This is a genomic window from uncultured Phyllobacterium sp., assembly GCF_902479695.1.
Lineage (GTDB): Bacteria > Pseudomonadota > Alphaproteobacteria > Rhizobiales > Rhizobiaceae > Phyllobacterium > Phyllobacterium calauticae.
In genome coordinates, this window is record NZ_CABSQF010000018.1 from 16,797 (window position 1) to 37,079 (window position 20,283).

Below are 20,283 nucleotides of genomic sequence, written 5' to 3' on the forward strand. Positions count from 1 at the left end.
AGATAGGCCATCGAAACATGTAAAATGAAAACTTCTGGACGCGCATCATGAGCAAGATTCATATCAACCTGACCATGCTGAAGGCTTTGATTGCTATCGTGGAAGAAGGCGGCTTTTCCCGCGGCGCCGACCGGATCGGCGTAAGCCAGTCTGCCGTCAGCCACGCCATCCGCGGCCTGGAACTCGCGATAGGCGCACCGCTGATCGAGCGGCAGCGGGGCAATATGGAACTGACGGCGATGGGCCAGAAAGTTGCCGAGGAAGCGCGCGGCGTGCTGCAGGCCATCGAGCGGCTGCGGAAACTCGGCCAGAACCGGAATGTCTGCGGCACGGTGCGCGTCGGCGTTGTCGCCAGCATCGCGTCGCGGATTACGCCGGCGGCCTTGCGCGACCTGCGCCGCAATTTCCCCGATATCCGGCTCGATATCTGGGATGGAACTGATCAGGAAGTGCATGAATGGGTCAGGAATGGCCTGATCGACATCGGCATAGCCGGTATATGCGACGGTCTGAATGCCGAGCACTTCATGGAGGACAAACTGCTTCTCCTCGTTCCGCACGATCATGTCCTGGCCGGGCACGAGACCGTATTCCTGGCCGAATTGCAGGATGCCCGCTTTGTCGTATCGGCAACGGGGTGCGGACCGCAGATCGACGCGATGCTTGAGGAGGCCGGTGTTGCAATCGATGTTGTCGTGCGCGTGAGGGAAAAGGAAACGCTGTTTTCGATGGTCCGGTCCCATGTCGGCTTGGCCATGGTGCCTGAACTGGCGCTGCCGGCCATTGTCGAAGGCTGTGTCGTGCGTCCTCTTGATCCGCCATTTTCCCGGAAGCTGTTTCTGATGCACGGCGATGCCAGCCTGAACTCGTCTGCCCGGGCGGTGGCTGATGCGTTCAGGCGTGCTTCATGCAGCTTTGCTTTTTGTTCGCCTGACGAAGCAATTCGGGACGATGCCAGAATCGAGGAAAAAACGGCCTGACGCGGGGCTCGATCCCTCCCGCAAGGGATCGAGCTTGCCGTGGTTCCCGGCTAATGCACAAAGCCCATATGGCGCGGCAGCGACAATGTGATGTCCGGGATGAACGCGATCAGCAGGAGGCATATGAACAGGATCGCCAGATATTTGGCGATTGGCTTGACCGTCGCTTCCAGGGACACGCCGCCCACCGCACAACTCGTGTAGAGCCCGAGCCCCAATGGCGGTGCGAACAGGCCAAGCCCCATCGCGACGATGAGCACAATGCCGTAGTGCAGGGGATGGATGCCAAAACTCTGCGCCACCGGAATGAGCAGCGGGCCGAAGATGATCAGGGCCGGAGCGCCTTCCAGTGCCGCCCCCATGACGATGAGGATCAGGATGGAAGCGACGATGAACGCCCAGGAGCCTGCGCCGTGGCTGAGGTTGATCATGGCTTCCGCCAGCATGTGCGGCACCTGGTCGATGGTCAGCGAGAAGGCAACGGTCTGGGACGCCGCCACCACGAACAAGATCATACCCGCAAGCGTCGCGGAGCGGATGAACAGGTGTACGGTGCTGCGCCATGTCAGTTCCCGGAACACGATGCGTCCGACCAGCAGTGCATAGGCCACGGCGAAGGCGCCGATTTCAGTCGCCGTTGCAAAGCCGGAGCGGTAGCCGCCGAAAATGATGACGATGACACCAAGGCTGACTGCACCGCTCCACAGCAGATTGTTGAGACTGCGGCCCGATGTTTCCACCGGGGCGGGTGGCGCTTTCTTGGAGAAGATGATGACGCCAAGGATCAGGGCGCCGGCCATCAGGATCGCCGGATAAATGCCTGCGGCAAACAGGCCGCCGATGGACAGGTTGGCCACATAGCCGAGAATGATGAGGTTGATGCAGGGCGGGATGGTTTCGGCCATGACAGCGCTGGCCGCCAGGAGGGCCACGCCTTCCGACGGATCATGGCCCGACCGGCGCATGGCCGGGATCATGACCGTACCGACGGCGGTCACATCCGCCAGCTTCGAGCCGGAAATGCCTGAAAACAACACCATGCTGAGAATGGTGACGATGTTGAGTCCGCCCTTGCGCTCGCCGACACCCCGGCGCAGCAACTCAATCAGCCGCACCGACATGCCGTTCACTTCCATGGCAAGGCCGGTCAGGACAAAGAACGGTACGGCAAGCAGCACGAAATTGTCGATTCCGCTGGATGCCTGCTGGGCAAACACCGCGAATGGAATGAAGCCATCGCCCAGAATATAGAGCAGGGCGCCGACGCACAGTGAAAAGGCGATGGGAATACCGCTGGACAGGCAAATGGCAAACCCGCCGAGCATGAGAACCAGCGGGCTGGGCGCATGATCTGGCAGAAGTGTTGTCCAGAGTGTCACCACACCCGCCAGAACAAGAAGCCCGGCCAGGCCCATTGCGATATCCGCCCTGGGATAGGCCAGCAGCCGTGCCGCGGTGAAAATGGCCATGCAGAAGCCGCCGACAACGAGCGGATACATGAAGAGGTTTTGCGGCAGCCCGGTTGAGGTGACCTGCGTGGAGGCAGACTCGCAATATTCAATGGCGAAAACCGCCACGGCGAGTGTCACGCCGAGTTCGATCCACAAGCCGGCCGCTTCCACGCGGGATGCATGCTGCGGCGCCAGCTTGTCCCGCAGGATACGGATACCGACATGATTGCCCTTGGCGACCGCTGCAGCACCACCCAGGAAGGCGACGGTGATAAGCAGCATGCGTGCGACTTCATCGGCCCACAGAATGGTGTCGTTGAAGACAAAGCGCCAGAGGACGGCGATGATGACCAGCGCGAGATCGGCGGCCAGGGCGATGGCAGCAAGAATTTCGACGATGCGCAGGAGAGCGCCGACAAACGGCGCCCCCCTGACAGCTGGTGCATGGGCGGTGGGCAAGGCGGCCTCGACTGACATGGGCGACCTCAGGCCTTGGTGATGGATTCAAGCACGGGCTTGGTGCTCGGGTAGGCCTTGGCGAACTCGTCCCAGAGCGGCATGACAAGCTGCTTGAAGGCGGCACGGTCGACCTCGTGCGTCGTCACGCCATTGCCGCGCAGTTTTGCCAGCGCGCTGGCTTCGATCTCGTTTGCCTTGCTGCGCTGGAAGGCGGAGGCTTCCGCCGCGGCCTCGCGGAAGGCGGGCAGCTGTTCCGCCGGTATCTTGGACAGTGCGCGCCTGCCGATGACGATGGTCTGTGGATTGCAAATATGCTGGGTGAGGGAAATGTGCTTGGCCACCTCGTAGCACTTCAGCGCCAGGACGGTCGGCGCATCATGCTCCAGCCCGTCAATGACGCCCGTCTGCAGGGCGGTGTAGACCTCGCCGAGCGACATTGGCGTGGGCGAAGCCCCCATCGCCTTCAGCGTCGCGACGAAATTGGCAACCGGCAGGACGCGAATCTTCTGTCCCTTCAGCAGTTCGGGCGTGTTGGCGGGCTGGCGCGCCGTCACATTGCGCCCACCAAGACTATAGGCCCAACTGACCACCTCGACGCCAATCTTGTCGGCAAAAATGCCGTTCAGCACCTTGCCCGCGCTGCCATCGAGCACCGGTCCGGCCGCATCCATCGAATTGAAGAGATAGCCGAGATCGAGAACACCGATTTCCGGCGCGAGCGTGCCCCAGATGGAGGAGCCGGAGATCATCATGTCGACAATGCCGAGCTTCACCTGGCCGACAATGTCGGCTTCCTTGCCAAGCTGATTGTCGGGGAAGTATTTGATCTCGACGGCATCGCCGACCTTGTTCTTCAGGCTGCTCTGGAAGCGGTCATACCACAGCCAGTGCGCCGAGTTCGGATCAGCGGGCAGGGACGACGACATGCGCAGGGTCACCGGGGCGGCTTCGGCGCGTGTCGCGCGGCCAAGAATGGCAAATGTTCCGGCACCGGCAAGGCCAAAGCCAAATGCACGGCGTGTCAGGCGAAAATCCTTCATAGTCTCTCCTCCACATCGACCACTCCCCGTGGCCTTGATTGTTCCCGACGCCAGACATGATCGGCGTCACCCCATGTTGCCGTTCTTCCTCAGGACGGCTTCGGACACGACGGCGGACTCCTCAATCCGCCTGCCATGTTGCTGGCTCTATGCACGCTTTGCTTGGTTCAGGCGGATTCCTGTGCGAAACAGCATGGGTGCCATCTTTATCCGGCACCGGATTCTGGTTCACAAACAGGCCGTCGCTTGACCGCGGCTGGCACGGCATATACTAGTATGGTAGTATGATATGGTAATCGATGCAATGCAAGCGGATTGGAGGAGCAGGTTTGACGATTGATCTCAGCCGTGGTGGCTCAACGGCGCACCGGCTCGAAAAGGAGCTGCTCAGGGCCATTGTTTCGCTGGAGTTATATCCGGGCGTGCGCTTGTCGGAGCAGGAGATTGCCGAGCGCTACGGCGTGTCGCGCCAACCCGTGCGCGAAGCCCTGATCGCGCTCAGCAAACAGCAGTTTGTCGAAGTGCTGCCGCAGCGGGGCACGATGGTGGTCAAGATTTCCATTGCCAAGATGCGCGAGGCACGGTTTCTGCGTGAGGTGATCGAAAGCGCCGTCGTGCGCCGCGCCTGTGAAGCGTTTGATCCGGCAAGCCGGGAAAAGATCGATGAGGCGCTTGAAGCGCAGGCGCGTGCCGCCGCCCGCACCGACCACAGCGCTTTCCAGAGATTTGACGAGCAGTTCCACATTGCGCTTGCGGAAGGCGCGGGCTGTCCCATGGCGTGGTCGGTCGTCGGCAACCTCAAGGCGCATATGGATCGGGCCTGCCAGCTTACGCTGCTGAATGCGGCGGCCATGCAGCTTCTCATCCAGCAGCATCAGGCGATCGTCACCGCCATCGATGCGGCTGATCCGGAAGCGGCGGAAGCGGCCATGCGCCACCACCTCACCGAAATATTGCGGGCCCTGCCGGAGGTCGAGAAAAACCATCCGGATCTGTTCGAATAAGGGTCAGCTTATCGCATCGTGCCGGCTCGACTTCAGCTCCCGGCCAAGAAACAGGACCATGACTGCTGCCGCGGCAAGGCAGCAGGCAAGCACGCCCATACCGATCTGGAAACTGCCGGTGCTCTGCTTGATCCAGCCGACGAGATAGGGGCCGACGAAACCGCCGAGATTGCCGACAGAATTGATCAGCGCGATGCCGCCGGCCGCCGCCGTTCCCTGCAGGAAGACCGGTGGCATTGCCCAGAAGGGTCCGAGGCTCGCATAGATGCCGACGGAGGCGATGCCGAGACAGAGCAGGGCCACCAGATTGGACTGGAGATAGACGCTGCCGATGAAGCCGATGGCGCTGACCGCCGCGGCAATGGCGACATGCCATACCCGCTCGCCGGTTTTGTCGCTGTGCCTGCCCCAGAGCAGCATGGCGATGGCGCTGACGAGATAGGGGAGCGCGGTGATGAAGCCGACCTGCGTGTTGGAAAAACCCATTGCCTTGATCATTTGCGGCAGCCACAGGCCGATGCCGTAGAGCCCGATCACGATGCCGAAATAGACAAGGCCGAGGAGCAGCACCCGCCTGTCGACCAGGGCAGGCCAGAGCCTGTGCTGGGCGCGGCCGGAATGGGCGAGGTGATCCTTGTCCAGTCTCTCCTGGACGATGCGGCGTTCGGTCAGTGTCAGCCAGGGTGCCTGCGCGGGGCCATTGGGCAGCAGGCGCAGCACCGCAAGGCCGAGCAGGCAGGACGGGATGCCCTCGATGATGAACAGCCACTGCCAGCCTTTCAGCCCCCAGGCGTGCTCGATCCCGATGATCAGGCTGGAAAGCGGTGCGCCGACGGCGCTGGCCAGCGGCACCGCCGCCATGAACAGACCGATGAATTTTGCCCGCTGCGCCGCCGGAAACCAGTAGGTGAGGTAAAGGATCATGCCGGGAAGAAAGCCCGCCTCGGCAAGGCCGAGCAGAAAGCGCAGGATGAAGAAACTCCATGGCCCCTGCACAAAGGCCATCGCGGCGGAGACAAGTCCCCAGGTGATCATGATGCGGGCGATCCACAGCCGCGCCCCGACCTTTTCGAGAATGACGTTGCTGGGCACTTCAAACAGGAAATAGCCGAGAAAGAAGATGCCCGCACCCCATCCATAGACATAGGGTGTCAGGCCGACATCGTCGTTCATGGTGAGGGCAGCAAAGCTGATATTCACCCGATCGAGAAATGCGACGAGATAGAGCACCATCATGAAAGGAATGATGCGCAGGCTTATTTTACGGTACGGATCTACCGTTTCGTTCAGTGACATGCGTGCCTCCCAACCCACTGTCGTGATCTGCCGCTTCTTTGTCAGGCCAGATCGATCGTCTTGTTCTTGAATTCCTGCAGAATCATCTCATTGATATCAGAAATGATCCCGATCCGGCCATTGTTAGGATCACCGATCCAGAACTGCGCCAGACGCGTGATGCTCATGCGGGCAGTGCTGGCGCATCGTGGTTGCAAACACAGATTTTGTTGCCGTCCGGATCGCGGAAATAGGCGCCGTAATAATGCGCGTGGTAATGCGGCCGAAGGCCGGGCGGGCCCTCGCAACGGCCGCCGCTGGCCAGAGCCAGGGCATGGATGCTATCGACACTTGCCCGGTCCGGCGCCAGGAACGCAATCATCTGGCCGTTGCCGGATTGGGCCGGTTCCCCGTCAAAAGGCGTTCCGAGGAGAAAGAGCGGGCGCCCGCCATTCCGTGGCTGCCAGCCCGCCCACGGTTTCTGCGGATCGGAAAAACGCAGCCGATTGCCCAATATCTCCATGATCGGGGTGTAGAAGGCGACCGCGCGCGCGAAATCATTGGTGCCGACGTAAACATGCGAAAACATGGATGTCCTCCTTGGTCGCCCTGCGCTCCGGCCGTGAAATCGCACAGCGCTGCCGGATTCGGATTTGCGCCGGAAATTAGCACGGCGGGCGTTGCGGGCAAGCGCTGCAATTGTGTATCGGTGGTTTTGCCAATGAAAGGAAATTCAAATTGTCTCCAACCACTTCCGCCGTTTTCAGCAAGCCGTTTTCAGCACTGCTTTTCGACATGGATGGCACGATCCTCAATTCGCTGGCTTCCGCCGAGCGCATATGGGGCAACTGGGCACGCCGCCGGGGCCTTGATGTGGAAACGTTCCTGCCAACCATGCACGGCGTTCGCGGTGTCGACACGATCCGCCGGCTGGCTTTGCCGGGGGTGGATCCGGAAGCGGAGGCAGCGGAGATCGAGCGGGAGGAAATCGACGATGTCGAAGGCATCGTCGCGATTGCCGGAGCGGTGGCGTTTCTGAATTCCCTGCCGCCGCAGAGCTGGGCGATCGTGACCTCAGCGCCCCTTGCGTTGGCGCAGCGGCGGCTGGAGGCTGCAGGCATTGCCGTACCCCGGACCATGGTGACGGCCGAGGATGTGTCGGTCGGCAAGCCGAATCCGGAATGCTATCTGCTCGGTGCCGAAAAACTCGGCGTGGATATTGCGGACTGTCTGGTTTTTGAAGACGCGCCAGCCGGTATTCAAGCGGGCGAGGCGGCCGGTGCCGAGGTCATCGTGGTGACGGCGACGCAGGTGCACGCGATTGCGACCGCTCACCCGACAATCGCCAGCTACGACACCATCGCCGCCAGCGTCGGCACTGACGGAAAAATCTCCATCGTCAGCCGGTACGGCGAACGGGACTGGGCGTTCAGGCGTTCACCCGGCTAGTGGAACGAATTTGACATTCGCATCCCATTTCACATGACGCGCAGCATGCGAATGTCAAATTCAAAGTTCCACTAGAATCTTATCGCTGCTAGTGGTCCTTTGATTCTGACATTTGCCTGAACGGCCTGTATCAACGGGATGCAAATGTCAGAATCGGACCACTTGCATAGAGATTGCCGTACTGTTCGCGCAGCACATTCTTCTGCACCTTGCCCATGGTGTTGCGCGGCAGGTCATCGACGAAAATGATCCGTTTGGGCTGCTTGTAGCGCGCAAGGCGATCCTGCAGCGCGTCGAGAATGGCTTTCTCATCGATATCGGCGCCGGGGTGCCTGACCACGACGGCGGTCACGCCCTCGCCGAAATCCGGATGGGCAACGCCGATCACCGCGCTTTCCACGACGCCCGGAAGTTGATCGATTTCGGTTTCCACTTCCTTGGGATAGATGTTGTAGCCGCCTGATATCACCAGATCCTTGCCGCGGCCGACAATGTGCACATAGCCACCCGCATCGATCTTGCCGAGATCGCCGGTGATGAAGAAGCCGTCATCGCGGAACTCCGCCTTGGTCTTCTCCGGCATGCGCCAATACCCCTTGAACACATTCGGCCCCTTGACCTCGATCATGCCGGTTGCATCGGCCGGGAGCATCGCGCCGGTTTCCGGATGGGTGATACGTACGGCAACGCCTGGAAGCGGGAAACCGACCGTTCCGGCAATCCGCTCGCCGTCATAGGGATTGGAGGTGTTCATATTGGTTTCGGTCATGCCGTAGCGTTCCAGAATGGCATGGCCGGTGCGCTGCTGGAATGCCCGGTGCGTATCGGCAAGCAGAGGCGCCGAGCCGGAGATGAACAGCCGCATTCCCTGGACGGCATCGCGGGTCAGTCCCTCATTCTGCAAAAGCCTGACATAAAAGGTGGGAACACCCATCATGGTGGTGGCGCGCGGCATCAGGGACAGGATTTCCGCCGGGTCGAACTTCGGCAGGAGGAACATTGATGCGCCGGACATCAGGATGACATTGGTGGCGACGAAAAGCCCGTGGGTGTGAAAGATCGGCAGGGCATGGATCAAGCGATCCTTGGCCGTGAACTGCCAGTAGGCCCGCAATGTCAAGGCATTCGACAGGAGATTGTCATGGGTCAGCATCGCGCCTTTGGAACGGCCTGTCGTGCCTGATGTGTAGAGGATGGCGGCGAGATCGTCCGGTGCTCTTGGACTGTCGGGAAAATCCGCCGGTTGACCGCTTGCGATATGCATGAGCGAGCCGCCGCCGTCGTCATCGAGCGTCTCAACCAATGCTCGATATTTCGATGCCACGGCCTTGATGCCATCGGCTGCCTGCGGCGTTGCCACGACGAGACGCGGTTCGGCATCACCGATGAAGTAGTCAAGTTCAGCGAGGGTGTAGGCAGTGTTCAACGGCAGATAGACCGCACCGCAGCGGATGCAGGCGAGATAGAGCATCAAGGCTTCGGCGCTTTTTTCCACCTGAACGGCCACCCGGTCGCCGGGCACAACGCCCAGGTAGTCAAGGGTGCTCGCGATCTGGCCGGAGCACCGCAGCATGTCGCCATAGGTCCATGTGCGGCCGTTGCCTGTTTCAATGAACACCGTGTTGCCGGCTGGAATGGCATGCCGGATGGCGTCAAACAGGTGGTTGCTCATGAACTCAGTTCCTCGTCGTCTGCTCTGTTTTTGCCGCGGCACAAACGACTGTAGCAGAACGGAAACGATGCCGCCCAAGCGATATCGGGCTGAAAGCCTGACAGGCGGGTATAAATTGGCGGGAGGCGGATTTGCCGCTCCCGCCAGCAGAGAGATCGGGCGTTAGCTCTTGCCGCCGTTCTTCTTGCATTCGGCGCGGAACTTGTGGCGTTCCTTGCCGTGCAGGCCCTTGGCATCAGCCTGAGCCGAGCAAGCCTTGGAGATGGCTGTCTTGGCCGGGGTGGTTGTTGCTGTGGCAGCCGGGGCAGTAGCGGGTTTCTTGGCCATGGAATTGGCCGCCGGCTTCATCGTGGTTGCCGGTGCGGTTGTGGTCGCTGGCGCTGTCGTTGCGGGGGCTGCAGTCTGTGCCATCGCGCTTGTGCCGACAAAGGCAAGGATCGCGGTGGCGGTAAGGGTGGCAACTAGTCTCATGGTCGTTTCCTTTGAGTTACAAACCCGTTTTGTAGCGCGTCATGACGCGAAGTTTTCTCGCGCTACGGTTGCACCTGAGCACTGCTTGCATTTCGCCAAGCCCTTGCAAATCAATGAGATGCGCGGTGCTATACGTCATGCCAACATTGCTCGAGTCACAGAATATTGATCGACCGTGTTTTCTTTGTGTGCATCAACATTAATTTTTTTCCATGAAACGGCCATGTTTTGCAGCTGCTTGACGCTCGCACATCACGGCTCTATATCGGCGCTTCAACCGAGAGCTGCACCTACGATGAAAGCCACCACGCTCGCAACCCGCTAGGCCGTAACAACCGTTTTCAACCGTTGTTGCGGCATTCAAAGCTCTCACCATGCTTCTTGCGTTGGGATCAATGATCGCCGCCGAACCTTCCTGTTCGCGTGGGATTTTTTGTTATGCTTTACCCCAAAATTTGGACTTATTCGCTGCCGGCGGCCTTGCTGCTGATGGCTCCCTTTGACCTGCTCGCTTCGCTGGGCATGGACATCTATCTGCCCGTCGTCGTCCGCATGCCCGCGGTTCTCCGAACCACACCGGCAACAATCCAGCTGACACTCAGCCTGTACATGATCGTTCTTGGCTGTGGGCAGCTGCTGTTCGGCCCGCTGGCGGACCGTATCGGGCGCAGGCCCGTCCTGCTCGGCGGGGCATTCCTGTTCGCGCTTGCCTCCGCCGGATTGGCCGTGACCAGTTCCGCCGGCGTTTTCATAGCGCTCCGGGTTCTCCAGTCGGCGGGCGGCGCAGCAGCCTTGGTGGCAACCTTTGCCACTGTCCGCGACGTTTATGCAGCACGGCCGGAAGCCGCCATCATCTATGGCCTGTTCGGCTCCATGCTGGCCTTCGTCCCGGCTTTTGCACCCATGATCGGCGCGCTGGTTGACCATATGTTCGGTTGGCGGGCCGTTTTCTGGTTGCTTGCCGGCCTTGCTGTTTTGTCCGGGCTGCATGCGTTTCTGCGCTGGCCCGAAACATGTCCGGTACAGACAGATCCGGCGACACTCCAAGGCAGTTTTGGCAGGGTGTTCTCCAGCGTCAGGTTCTGGACCTATACAATGGGTTTCAGCACGGCCATGGGAACATTCTTCACCTATTTCTCGACGGCGCCGCGCATTCTCATGCAGGCGCTTGGCTTGTCCTCGACCATGTTCAGCCTCGTCTTTGCAACCGTTGCCCTTGTCATGATCGTGTGCAGCCGCTTCGGCGGTGTATTCGTCAGGCGCTGGGGCCAACAGGGATGTCTGGTCAGGGGCATGGCATTGTTCCTGGCCGGCGCGGTGTTGCTGATTGCGGGGCAGATGGTCCTGCCAATCTCCATTGCAACGTTGATGGTGCCGATGTGGATCATGGCGTGCGCCATATCATTGACATCTGCCGTTGCGGCAAACGGGGCTTTGCACGACTTTGGCGATATCGCGGGAACGGCGACAGCCATCTACTATTTCATCCAAAGTGTGATTGTCGGGGCTGCTGGAACGCTGGCTGTGGTCCTGCTTCCCGAGGCGAGCTTTTGGCCTGTTGCGGTGTTTGCAGCCGTCGCGGCCGTTGCCACGCTTGGCCTGGCGAGCCTGTCCGGATGTGATGAAAAACCTGTAACCCCTTAACTCCTAAGATAATTCGCGATCCCGACCGGATGAGTGCCGGGATCGCGGATATGGCAATCCGCTCATGCCCTGTACGAATGCAGTTCCGGATCAAGCTCCACTTCGACCACGTTGGTGAAGACCGCCGTGGCGATCATGATGCCGGCAAAGGCGACCAGGTTGACCAGCGTCGGCTCGTCATAACGCGCGGCCAGTTTGTTCCACAGCCTCTCGGGTACCGCATTGGCATCGGCAACAATGGCCTTGCCGAAGTCCATCAGCACCGTTTCATCCGCATCCGGGACGATGGTCTCGGGCTGCAGGCCGGAATCGATCAGGGCGCGGCGGAAAAAGGTAACGGGCACATCCGCATGGCTTGCCTGCGCGATGGCGAGCGATAGAAGCCAGATGGCGCGATCCGGCAGGGCCGGGCGCAGCAGGTCGCGCAAGGTGAACCATTCGGCATAGATGCGGTGGGCGACGGGTGAATGCAGCATGATGCGCTTCATATTGGTCATGCGTCCGCGCAACTGCAGCTCCCGGTCATGCTCGGCACGAACATCCGGTGCAGCGTGTTCATAAACGATCGGGGAAATGCGGCTCATGGGAAATATCCCTCTGTGACAGGTTTGTGGGGGGTAGCGGGGCAGGATGTGCAAAGGCATATATTTTCTGGCCGCGGCGCGCCATGCAAAACCCGCTGGCAGATTCATTTCGCGGCAAAACCCGGATGTATTCCACATTGTGGAAAATTCTAGCTCCGGTTGCGGCAATTGTTGAAAGGTTTTTCGCCTGCTGCTCTGCACAAAAGATAGCCATCCCTCGCTCAATCCGTGTGCATTCGCGAATATCCGAGATGAAACAGGACGTTTCTCTTTTCGCTATTCACACTGCCTACGGGGGCCAGCACATGACAAAAACCATAGAAAATCTCGGAAACAACGGGAAAATCACGCGGCGCGCGGGCCTGTTTGCGCTGGTGGCTTCGGCCATCGCCATTGCCAGCTTCACCGCGCCACAGCCATCCCAGGCGGCTGACAAGGCCATCAAGGTCGGCATCATCAGCGGTGAGGACGAAGATGTCTGGAAAGTCGTGACGGCGGAAGCCGCCAAGAACGGCCTGAAAATCCAGACGGTCGTTTTCAATGACTATACCCAGCCGAACGAAGCGCTGGAACGTGGCGATCTCGACGCCAATGCATTCCAGCACAAGCCCTATCTCGACAACCAGATCAAGACGCAGGGCTACCACATTGTTCCGGTCGGCTACACCGGCGTCTGGCCCATAGGCCTTTATTCCAAAAAGTTCAGCAAAATCGCCGAACTGCCGCAAGGCGCCGTGATCGGGGTGCCGAATGATCCATCGAATGAAGGCCGTGCGCTGCGGGTGCTGGAAGACCAGGGCGTCATCAAGCTCAAGCCCGGCACGGGCATTCTCGCCACCATCGCCGACATTGCCGAGAACCCGAAGAAGGTGAAAATCAAGGAACTCGACGCCGGTATCGTCGGCCGTTCGGTCGAAGATCTCGACGCAGCCGTGGTCAATACGGATTGGGCGCTGAAGAGCGGCCTGACACCGGCAAACCGTATCGCCCAGGAAAAGATTGCCGACAATCCTTACCGCAACTTCATTGCCGTGAAGGCCGGGCAGGAGAAGGAGCCGTGGGTGAAAGCCCTCGTGTCATCCTATCAGAACGACAAGGTCAAGGCTGAATTCGACAAGGTGTACAAGGGAACAGGTATCAGCGCTTACTGATAACCGGTTGATCTTACAAGCAATCACGACAAAGCGGCTCGCAGCATCGATATATGCCGCGGGCCGCTTTCCCGGTTGAGGCGAGTGTCGTTACGGCATCCCTCCAAGAGGAAAACATATGAACTCGCATGTCTCCGTTCCCGGCCAGACGGGTGCAATCATAGCCGATACGCCGCTTGCCGACGCTGTCGTGCGGCTTGAGAATGTCAAACGGCATTTTGGGGACACACCGGCTTTGGACGGTGTGTCCCTGACCGTCCGCAAGGGTGAAATCCTCGGCATCATCGGCCGCAGCGGTGCGGGCAAGTCGACGCTGATCCGCTGCCTCAACGGGCTGGAACGGCCGGAATCCGGTGCCATTTTTGTCGAGGGCCGGCAGATCACCGGGCTCAGCGAGCGCGAGCTGCAGCCCTTCCGCCGCCGTATCGGCATGATCTTCCAGCACTTCAACCTGCTGTCGGCCAAGACGGTGGAAGAAAATGTGGCGCTGCCACTGAAGATTGAGGGCCGACCGAGGGCGGAACGTCTCAACCGGGCGCGCGAGCTGCTCGACCTTGTCGGCCTTTCCGACAAGGCAAAGGCCTATCCGTCCTCCCTGTCCGGCGGGCAAAAGCAGCGTGTCGGCATTGCGCGGGCGCTGGCGGCGCGCCCGGCGCTGCTGCTTTCGGACGAAGCGACATCCGCGCTTGATCCCGAGACAACCCGTTCGATTCTTGCGCTGCTGAAGGATATCAACCGCAAGCTCGGCCTCACCATCCTGCTGATTACGCATGAGATGGAAGTGGTCCGCTCCATCGGGGACCGCGTGGCGGTCATCGATGCCGGAAAGATCGTCGAGGAGGGGCCCGTCTGGTCGGTGTTCGCCGATCCGCAGACGGATATCACCAAAAGCCTGCTGGCGGGCATTCGCCCGCAGCTTCCCGCGCATATCGCCGATGCGCTATCGCCGGAACCCGGCGGCGAAGCCGTGCTGGGTGTCGATCTTGCCGGTGCAGCGGCGCAGGGCACCTTGCTGGCCGAGCTGCCACGGCCGTTCCGCCTGCTGCATGGCGGTGTCGATCATGTGCAGGACCAGGCGGTCGCCCGGCTTTATCTTGCGGTTCCGGCCGTGCCCGCCGGTGCTGTCCAGACATTCATTCAATTTCTCGAGGCCCGTTCGGCCCGTGTGGAGGTGCTCGGCTATGTCACCGGTCATGCTTGATCTTCTCGTTCAATCCATCTGGGAAACGCTTGTCATGACCGGCGCCTCCGGTCTGATCTCACTGGCCGCCGGTTTGCCGCTTGGCCTTGCTCTCGTGGCAACGGACCGTGGCGGCATTGCACCCAATCCCTGGGTCAACAGCGTGCTCGGTGCTGTCATCAACGCCTTCCGGTCCGTGCCCTTCATCATCCTGCTGGTGGCGCTCATCCCGGTGACGCGGCTCATTGTCGGGACGTCCATCGGTACGTGGGCGGCCATCGTGCCGCTGTCCATCGGCGCGACACCCTATTATGCCCGCATTGCCGAGGTCTCGCTGCGGGAAGTCGATCGCGGGCTGATCGAGGCGGCGCGCGCCATGGGCGGCAACCGCTGGACGATCATCCGTGAAGTGCTGGTGCCCGAAGCGCTGCCGGGCATCGTTGCCGGTTTCACGGTAACGCTCGTCACCCTGATCGGCGCATCGGCCATGGCCGGTGCCATCGGCGCAGGCGGGCTGGGCGATCTGGCCATCCGCTATGGCTACCAGCGCTTTGAAACCTCGATCATGATTGCGGTGGTAATCGTGCTGATTGTCCTCGTCTGCGGCATCCAGTGGGTGGGCGACAGGCTGGTCAAGCGGCTCGATCACCGCATCTAGAAAAAGCGGTTGGCGGGGCGCTGCAGGCCGAGATTTTCGCGCAGCGTCCTGCCTTCATACTCGGTGCGGAAAATACCGCGCCGCTGCAGTTCCGGCACGACTTTTTCGACAAAATCATCAAGACCTTCCGGCAGATAGGGGAACATGACGTTGAAACCGTCGGAGCCTTCCTCCTCACGACATTGCTGCAGCTCGTCGGCGATGGTTTCCGGCGTGCGGACGAAGGCGAGACCGGCATGGCCGCCCGGCCGCTGCGCCGGCTGGCGCACCGTCAGGTTTTCCCGCCGCGCCAGATTGACCGTGCGTTCAAGGCTGCTCTTGCTGGCATTGGTGTCGGTGATCTGAGGCAACGGCCCATCGGGATCGAAACCTGAGGCATCATGGCCAAGCGCAATCGACAGGGAGCCGACGGCATTGGCATAATGCACAAGACTGTCGAGATGCGCGCGCTTTGCCTTGGCTTCCTCAACCGTATCGCCCACCACGACAAAGGCAGCGGGGAGAATTTTCAACTGATCGCGCGGGCGTCCGATTTTATCCATGCGGGCCCTGATATCGGCATAGAGGCTTTGACCATCGGCAAGACGGGCTGGCGCGGCAAAGACCAGTTCGGCGGTTTCGGCCGCAAGCTGGCGCCCCGGCTCCGATGAGCCCGCCTGCACGATGACCGGCCAGCCCTGCACAGGACGGGCGATGTTGAGCGGGCCGCGCACCGAGAGGAATTCGCCCTTGTGGTCGAGGACGTGCATGCGCTCCGGGTCGAAATAGATGCCGCTCTCCGCATCGCGGATAAAGGCGTCGTCGGCAAAACTGTCCCACAGCCCCGTAACCACATCGAAGAATTCCCGGGCGCGGCGGTAGCGCTCGTCATGCTCCATGTGGTCCTCCAGCCCGAAATTGAGCGCGGCATCCGGGTTGGAAGTCGTGACGATATTCCAGCCCGCACGTCCTCCGCTGATATGGTCGAGCGAGGCGAAGCGGCGGGCGATGTGATAGGGCTCGTCAAAGGTCGTCGAAGCCGTGGCGATGAGCCCGATATGCTCGGTAGCGCCCGCCAGCGCGGAAAGCAGGGTGAACGGTTCGAAGGATGTCACGGTGTGGCTGCGCTTCAGCGCTTCCACCGGCATGTTCAGCACGGCCAGATGGTCGGCCATGAAGAAGGCGTCGAACTTGCCGCGCTCCAAGGTCTGGGCGAAACGTTTGAGGTGGGTGAAATTGAAGTTGGCATCGGCATAGGCGCCGGGATAACGCCAGGCGCCCGTGTGAATGCTGACGGGCCGCATGAAGGCGCCAAGATGCAGCTTGCGTGTCGTGCTCATCGCATGTCCTTTTACAATCCTGCCTGTGAGGGGAACAGTCTGTGGCTCGTTTGCATATGGGGTGGTCAGCTTTGCTGGAGAAGGCCCATGCGCCGCGAAATGAAACGTTCCATCGCCGACAATCCGTCATAGATCATGACGGCGAGAACACCGACGATCAGACCGCCCTGCAGGACAAAGGAAAGGTTGTTGGATTGCAGCCCGGCAATGATCACTTCGCCCAGCGTTTTGGCGGCAACCGTTGAGCCGATGGTGGCCGTCGCCAGATTGATCGTCACCGAGAGGCGTATGCCGGCAAGAATGATCGGCATCGCCAGCGGCAGCTCGACTTTGACAAGCCGCTGCCAGCCGGTCATGCCGACGCCGCGCGCCGCATCGGTGACGGTCGGCGGCAGGGTGGTCAGGCCGGTCAGCGAATTTTCGAAGATCGGCAGCAATCCGTAGAGAAACAGCGCGATCAGCGTGGGCTTTTCACCAAAGCCGACGGCGGGGACGGCAAGGGCGAGCACGGCCACGGGCGGAAATGTCTGGCCGATGTTCACCAGACTGCGGGACAGCTGCAGAAACTCCGCGCCGAAGGGGCGCGTGACCAGAATGGCCAGCGCGACGGCCACAATGGTTGCGCCCGCCGTTGCAATGGCAACGGTGCGCAGGTGGAGCAGCGTCAGGGTCAGCAGGCTGCCCTGATTGTAGATCACCGGAGCATTGTTCTGCGTCAGCGGGCGAAAGATGGGTTCAAACCAATCGGGCCGCAGGAGAAACACGATCAGCAGCGCCAGAATGCCGATGCGCAGAATGGTGGGCAGGCGCAGTTTCATGCGGCGGGCCTCGATGCCCGTTTGACCAGGCCATCGACGGTGACCCGGCCGATGGCTTTACCGGCCTCATTGACCACGGGCAGGGCGGGCCGGCCGGACCACAGGAGTTCTGCCAGGGCATCGCGCTGGGTGGCGGAGGCCGGAATGGCTTCGCCTTCGGCCGTGCCGGGTTCCACCGCATCACCTGCGGGACTGAGGGACAGGAAGCGGAACGGCCGGTCGCTGGTGCCGACCAGCGTCGCGACGAAATCGGTTGCGGGATTGGCGAGAATTTCTGCGGGCGTCGCATATTGCAGCAGATTGCCGCCATCCATCACCGCGATCTTGTGGCCGAGATGGATCGCTTCCTCCATGTCATGCGTGACGAGGATGATCGTGGTGCCGAACCGCTTCTGGATGGCGAGCAGGTCCTCCTGCGCCTTCGACCGTATGACGGGATCGAGCGCGCCAAAGGGCTCGTCCATCAACAGGACATTGGGTTCGGCTGCCAGTGCCCGGGCAACGCCGATGCGCTGCTGCTGGCCGCCGGAGAGTTCATGCGGATAGCGCGGGCCGAATGTTTCCGGGTCGAGCTGGAACAGGGCGAGCAATTCACGCACGCGGGCATCGATTTTGGCCTTGTCCCAGCCGAGAAGCTCGGGAACGACGGCGATATTCTGCGCCACGGTGCGATGCGGGAAAAGGCCATGCCCCTGAATGGCGTAACCGATGCGGCGGCGCAGTTCGTATCCGGGGAGGGTGCGGTTGTCCTCGCCATCGAGCTTGATCACGCCCGCTGTCGGTTCGACCAGCCGGTTGATCATGCGCATCAGCGTTGTCTTGCCCGAGCCCGACGTGCCGACGATAACGGTGATCGTTCGCGGCTGGACGACCAGCGAGACGTCGTTGACGACCGTTGCAGCACCATAGCGCTTGGTGATGTTCTCGATTTCAATCATGCGGATGTCCTCGAGTGAAAGGGGGAACTGAGTTCGACTGCCGCATCGAGAATGATGGCCGCGGCAAAGGCGAGAAGCACGGTGGGAACGGCCCCGAGCAGAACCAGGTCCATGGCGGTCTGGCCGATGCCCTGAAACACGAAGACACCGAAACCGCCGCCGCCAATCAGCGCAGCAATGGTGGCAAGGCCGATATTCTGCACGAGGACGATGCGCACGCCTGTGAGGATCACGGGAAAGGCCAGGGGAAATTCCACCCGGAACAGGCGCTGCCATTCCGTCATGCCGACACCGCGGGCGGCGTCATTGGCCTGTGGCGGCACGCCGGCCAGACCGACCACCGTGTTGGCCACCACCGGCAGCAGGGAATAGAGAAACAGTGCGACGAAGGCGGGTGCCATGCCGATGCCCTTGATGCCGATTTCCGCAGCACCCGGCACGTGTGCCGCAATCCAGCCGAGCGGGGCGATCAGAATGCCGAACAGAGCGATGGAAGGGATCGTCTGGACGATATTGAGAACATTCAAAACGACAGCGCGCAGCTTCTGCACCCGGTGACACAGGACGCCAAGCGGTATGCCGACGATCACGGCAGCGGCGAGCGAACCGAGTGCCAGCGTCACGTGCTTGCTGGCCTCCGCCCAGAAACTGTCGGCACGGGCGCTGTATTCCTTGAGAATCGACAACTTGTCCCAGCTTCCGGTGAACAGGACAAAGCCGAGGAAGGCCCCGGCCAGAACCAGGACAAGGATGCGGAACGGCGGTGTCGGGCGCAGACGCGTCAAGGCATCCGCCGCAAGCAGGGCGAAGGCAAAGAGCAGCAGCCAGAAGCCCGATGCGGGAGATACGCGCGCGTAGGTGTTGCCAGGCGGTGTCAGATGGTCGGCCGCCGTGCCGATCAGCAGCAGCAGGGCGGCCAGGGCGGCAAAGCTGGCTGCCAGCCGCAGTGTCGAGGGCGTGCGGAACAGTCCAATGAGAACGGCTGCTGCAATGACCGCCAGAAGCGTGGGGCCCGCCCAGGAGGGCAAGGCCGCCAGCAGCGTTTGCGGTTCACCGGCGACGATCCGGTTGGCACGGAACGTGGCGAAGGGTGCCGCCGCCACGGCATATCCGGCGATCAGGGCAATCGCGACACCGAGTTTGTCCAGACGCACGGCATGGCCTCCTTTTCGCCGGAACAGGGTGAGATTCCGATTGGCGCACCCTATCCCGGCAAAGAGCGGATTTACTTGAGGAAGCCGTTTTTCTTCAGAAAGTCTTCCGCAACGGCCTTTGCCGGTTCACCGCCAACCTGTACGCGGCCGTTGAGTTCCTGCAGCGTGACAAGATCAAGCTTTTCGAACACCGGCTTCAGCAGGGCTTCGATCTGCGGATGTTCCTTCAGAACCGCTTCGCGAATGATCGGCGCCGGCTGGTAGACCGGTTGAACACCCTTGTCATCCTGAAGAACCACCAGCCCGGATGGCGCAATGCCGCCATCGGTGCCGTAAACCATGGCCGCATTGGCACCGTTGGTCTTGTTGGCCGCAGCGGCAATGGTCGCGGCGGTATCGCCGCCGGAGAGCGTGATCAATTGTTCGGGCTTCAGCTTGAAGCCGTAGGTTGTCTGGAACGCCGGCAGGGCTGCAGCCGAATTGACGAATTCGGAGGAGGCGGCAAGCACCACCGTTCCGCCCTTGGTGACATATTTGCCGAAGTCGGAAAGGGTTGCCAGCTTTTCCGCGTCCGCCACTTCCTTGCGCAGGGCAATGGCCCAGGTATTGTTGGCGGGCGAGGGTGTCAGCCAGACGATCTTGTTGGCATCGTAGTCGAGTTTCTTGGCGGTCTGATAGGCCTTGGCCGCGTCTTTCCAGGCTGGATCATCGGCCTTCTCGAAGAAGAACGCGGCATTGCCGGTATATTCGGGATAGATGTCGATTTCCTTGGCCGTGATCGCCTTGCGCACGATCGGGGTGGCGCCCAGTTGGATTCGATCGGTCGTTGGAATCTTATTCGCGTTGAGAACGGCCAGGATAATGTTGCCGAGGACACCGCCTTCGGTATCGATCTTGGAAGAAACAACGACCTGCGCACTGGCAGATCCGAGAGAAAGCGCCAGAGCAAGCGCCACGCCGAGAAAGGTTTTGCTGGTAGACATTCTTTTCGTTCCCTTTGCATATCCCGAGTTGAGGCGACCTTTTAATCACGATT

General features: G+C 60.9%; 20 protein-coding genes. 7 read left to right on the forward strand and 13 right to left on the reverse strand.

Annotated features, from left to right (window positions below):
* The first annotated feature begins 47 nt into the window (after window positions 1-47).
* The gene (locus RDL77_RS12715) at window positions 48-980 is read left to right on the forward strand and encodes a LysR family transcriptional regulator (protein WP_288193131.1); all 933 of its coding nucleotides are present in this window, start codon (window positions 48-50) and stop codon (window positions 978-980) included.
* 50 nt (window positions 981-1,030) lie between these two features.
* Here RDL77_RS12715 and RDL77_RS12720 read toward each other — a convergent pair whose 3' ends face one another.
* Together RDL77_RS12720 and RDL77_RS12725 are read right to left on the reverse strand one after the other, a co-directional pair.
* Window positions 1,031-2,908 carry a TRAP transporter large permease subunit gene (locus RDL77_RS12720; RefSeq protein WP_288193133.1) on the reverse strand — a complete coding sequence of 626 codons (1,878 nt, stop codon included), beginning with the start codon at window positions 2,906-2,908 and terminating at the stop codon, window positions 1,031-1,033.
* A gap of 8 nt (window positions 2,909-2,916) precedes the next feature.
* Complete coding sequence (locus tag RDL77_RS12725) at window positions 2,917-3,930, reverse strand: TRAP transporter substrate-binding protein (protein WP_288193134.1); 1,014 nt, start codon at window positions 3,928-3,930, stop codon at window positions 2,917-2,919.
* A 329-nt stretch (window positions 3,931-4,259) separates the two neighbouring features.
* On the opposite strand from RDL77_RS12725, the gene RDL77_RS12730 reads away from it, so the two are divergent.
* The gene (locus RDL77_RS12730) at window positions 4,260-4,934 is read left to right on the forward strand and encodes a GntR family transcriptional regulator (RefSeq protein WP_223613010.1); all 675 of its coding nucleotides are present in this window, start codon (window positions 4,260-4,262) and stop codon (window positions 4,932-4,934) included.
* Between the two features lie 3 nt (window positions 4,935-4,937).
* Here the strand turns inward: RDL77_RS12730 and RDL77_RS12735 are convergent, their stop codons facing one another.
* From RDL77_RS12735 to RDL77_RS12745, 3 genes are read right to left on the reverse strand one after another with little or no spacing between them, the layout of a single operon-like run.
* Window positions 4,938-6,230 carry an MFS transporter gene (locus RDL77_RS12735; RefSeq protein ID WP_288193136.1) on the reverse strand — a complete coding sequence of 431 codons (1,293 nt, stop codon included), beginning with the start codon at window positions 6,228-6,230 and terminating at the stop codon, window positions 4,938-4,940.
* Window positions 6,231-6,271: 41 nt separating this feature from the next.
* Window positions 6,272-6,397 carry a hypothetical protein gene (locus RDL77_RS12740; RefSeq protein ID WP_288193138.1) on the reverse strand — a complete coding sequence of 42 codons (126 nt, stop codon included), beginning with the start codon at window positions 6,395-6,397 and terminating at the stop codon, window positions 6,272-6,274.
* Window positions 6,394-6,798: a VOC family protein gene (locus RDL77_RS12745; RefSeq protein ID WP_288193139.1), complete on the reverse strand. Its 405-nt coding sequence runs from the start codon at window positions 6,796-6,798 to the stop codon at window positions 6,394-6,396. Before RDL77_RS12745 ends, RDL77_RS12740 begins: the two co-directional genes overlap by 4 nt.
* A 206-nt stretch (window positions 6,799-7,004) precedes the next feature.
* On the opposite strand from RDL77_RS12745, the gene RDL77_RS12750 reads away from it, so the two are divergent.
* Complete coding sequence (locus RDL77_RS12750) at window positions 7,005-7,658, forward strand: HAD-IA family hydrolase (RefSeq protein ID WP_374042712.1); 654 nt, start codon at window positions 7,005-7,007, stop codon at window positions 7,656-7,658.
* A gap of 130 nt (window positions 7,659-7,788) precedes the next feature.
* On the opposite strand, the gene RDL77_RS12755 is transcribed toward RDL77_RS12750, so the two are convergent.
* Together RDL77_RS12755 and RDL77_RS12760 are read right to left on the reverse strand one after the other, a co-directional pair.
* Window positions 7,789-9,330: a malonyl-CoA synthase gene (locus RDL77_RS12755; protein WP_288193143.1), complete on the reverse strand. Its 1,542-nt coding sequence runs from the start codon at window positions 9,328-9,330 to the stop codon at window positions 7,789-7,791.
* Window positions 9,331-9,492: 162 nt separating this feature from the next.
* Window positions 9,493-9,801, reverse strand: a complete 309-nt coding sequence (locus RDL77_RS12760; RefSeq protein WP_288193145.1) for a PsiF family protein — start codon at window positions 9,799-9,801, stop codon at window positions 9,493-9,495.
* 438 nt (window positions 9,802-10,239) lie between these two features.
* Between RDL77_RS12760 and cml the strand changes: the two genes are divergently transcribed.
* Window positions 10,240-11,445: a CmlA/FloR family chloramphenicol efflux MFS transporter gene (cml, locus tag RDL77_RS12765; protein ID WP_288193146.1), complete on the forward strand. Its 1,206-nt coding sequence runs from the start codon at window positions 10,240-10,242 to the stop codon at window positions 11,443-11,445.
* Window positions 11,446-11,507: 62 nt separating this feature from the next.
* Here cml and RDL77_RS12770 read toward each other — a convergent pair whose 3' ends face one another.
* The gene (locus RDL77_RS12770) at window positions 11,508-12,029 is read right to left on the reverse strand and encodes a hypothetical protein (RefSeq protein WP_288193147.1); all 522 of its coding nucleotides are present in this window, start codon (window positions 12,027-12,029) and stop codon (window positions 11,508-11,510) included.
* Window positions 12,030-12,334: 305 nt separating this feature from the next.
* On the opposite strand from RDL77_RS12770, the gene RDL77_RS12775 reads away from it, so the two are divergent.
* From RDL77_RS12775 to RDL77_RS12785, 3 genes are all read left to right on the forward strand, one after another.
* Window positions 12,335-13,180, forward strand: coding sequence for a MetQ/NlpA family lipoprotein (locus RDL77_RS12775; RefSeq protein WP_288193148.1), 846 nt, complete (start codon window positions 12,335-12,337; stop codon window positions 13,178-13,180).
* A gap of 118 nt (window positions 13,181-13,298) precedes the next feature.
* On the forward strand, window positions 13,299-14,381 hold the full coding sequence (locus RDL77_RS12780; protein WP_288193149.1) for a methionine ABC transporter ATP-binding protein: 1,083 nt from the start codon (window positions 13,299-13,301) through the stop codon (window positions 14,379-14,381).
* A complete protein-coding gene (locus tag RDL77_RS12785; RefSeq protein WP_288193150.1) occupies window positions 14,362-15,018 on the forward strand; it encodes a methionine ABC transporter permease in 657 nt (218 codons plus the stop codon). Before RDL77_RS12780 ends, RDL77_RS12785 begins: the two co-directional genes overlap by 20 nt.
* Here RDL77_RS12785 and RDL77_RS12790 read toward each other — a convergent pair.
* From RDL77_RS12790 to RDL77_RS12810, 5 genes are all read right to left on the reverse strand, one after another.
* Complete coding sequence (locus RDL77_RS12790; RefSeq protein WP_288193151.1) at window positions 15,015-16,337, reverse strand: LLM class flavin-dependent oxidoreductase; 1,323 nt, start codon at window positions 16,335-16,337, stop codon at window positions 15,015-15,017. The genes RDL77_RS12785 and RDL77_RS12790 overlap by 4 nt on opposite strands.
* Window positions 16,338-16,402: 65 nt before the next feature.
* Window positions 16,403-17,155 (reverse strand): ABC transporter permease, encoded by a 753-nt coding sequence (locus tag RDL77_RS12795; RefSeq protein WP_288193153.1) that lies wholly within the window; start codon window positions 17,153-17,155, stop codon window positions 16,403-16,405.
* A complete protein-coding gene (locus RDL77_RS12800; RefSeq protein WP_288193155.1) occupies window positions 17,152-18,093 on the reverse strand; it encodes an ABC transporter ATP-binding protein in 942 nt (313 codons plus the stop codon). The genes RDL77_RS12795 and RDL77_RS12800 overlap by 4 nt, the downstream gene beginning before the upstream one ends.
* Window positions 18,090-19,247: an ABC transporter permease gene (locus RDL77_RS12805; RefSeq protein WP_223613023.1), complete on the reverse strand. Its 1,158-nt coding sequence runs from the start codon at window positions 19,245-19,247 to the stop codon at window positions 18,090-18,092. The genes RDL77_RS12800 and RDL77_RS12805 overlap by 4 nt, the downstream gene beginning before the upstream one ends.
* Window positions 19,248-19,318: 71 nt before the next feature.
* Window positions 19,319-20,230 carry an ABC transporter substrate-binding protein gene (locus tag RDL77_RS12810; protein WP_288193157.1) on the reverse strand — a complete coding sequence of 304 codons (912 nt, stop codon included), beginning with the start codon at window positions 20,228-20,230 and terminating at the stop codon, window positions 19,319-19,321.
* Window positions 20,231-20,283: the final 53 nt, after the last annotated feature.

Coding starts and splice junctions, on each gene's coding strand:
- RDL77_RS12760 (WP_288193145.1), bottom strand. CDS start 9,801: ATGAGACTAGTTGCCACCCTTACCGCCACCGCGATCCTTGCCTTTGTC.
- RDL77_RS12755 (WP_288193143.1), bottom strand. CDS start 9,330: ATGAGCAACCACCTGTTTGACGCCATCCGGCATGCCATTCCAGCCGGC.
- RDL77_RS12770 (WP_288193147.1), bottom strand. CDS start 12,029: ATGAGCCGCATTTCCCCGATCGTTTATGAACACGCTGCACCGGATGTT.
- RDL77_RS12795 (WP_288193153.1), bottom strand. CDS start 17,155: ATGAAACTGCGCCTGCCCACCATTCTGCGCATCGGCATTCTGGCGCTG.
- RDL77_RS12720 (WP_288193133.1), bottom strand. CDS start 2,908: ATGTCAGTCGAGGCCGCCTTGCCCACCGCCCATGCACCAGCTGTCAGG.
- RDL77_RS12810 (WP_288193157.1), bottom strand. CDS start 20,230: ATGTCTACCAGCAAAACCTTTCTCGGCGTGGCGCTTGCTCTGGCGCTT.
- RDL77_RS12745 (WP_288193139.1), bottom strand. CDS start 6,798: ATGTTTTCGCATGTTTACGTCGGCACCAATGATTTCGCGCGCGCGGTC.
- RDL77_RS12790 (WP_288193151.1), bottom strand. CDS start 16,337: ATGAGCACGACACGCAAGCTGCATCTTGGCGCCTTCATGCGGCCCGTC.
- RDL77_RS12785 (WP_288193150.1), top strand. CDS start 14,362: ATGTCACCGGTCATGCTTGATCTTCTCGTTCAATCCATCTGGGAAACG.
- RDL77_RS12725 (WP_288193134.1), bottom strand. CDS start 3,930: ATGAAGGATTTTCGCCTGACACGCCGTGCATTTGGCTTTGGCCTTGCC.
- RDL77_RS12800 (WP_288193155.1), bottom strand. CDS start 18,093: ATGATTGAAATCGAGAACATCACCAAGCGCTATGGTGCTGCAACGGTC.
- RDL77_RS12715 (WP_288193131.1), top strand. CDS start 48: ATGAGCAAGATTCATATCAACCTGACCATGCTGAAGGCTTTGATTGCT.
- RDL77_RS12780 (WP_288193149.1), top strand. CDS start 13,299: ATGAACTCGCATGTCTCCGTTCCCGGCCAGACGGGTGCAATCATAGCC.
- RDL77_RS12750 (WP_374042712.1), top strand. CDS start 7,005: ATGGATGGCACGATCCTCAATTCGCTGGCTTCCGCCGAGCGCATATGG.
- RDL77_RS12775 (WP_288193148.1), top strand. CDS start 12,335: ATGACAAAAACCATAGAAAATCTCGGAAACAACGGGAAAATCACGCGG.
- RDL77_RS12740 (WP_288193138.1), bottom strand. CDS start 6,397: ATGAGCATCACGCGTCTGGCGCAGTTCTGGATCGGTGATCCTAACAAT.
- RDL77_RS12735 (WP_288193136.1), bottom strand. CDS start 6,230: ATGTCACTGAACGAAACGGTAGATCCGTACCGTAAAATAAGCCTGCGC.
- cml (WP_288193146.1), top strand. CDS start 10,240: ATGCTTTACCCCAAAATTTGGACTTATTCGCTGCCGGCGGCCTTGCTG.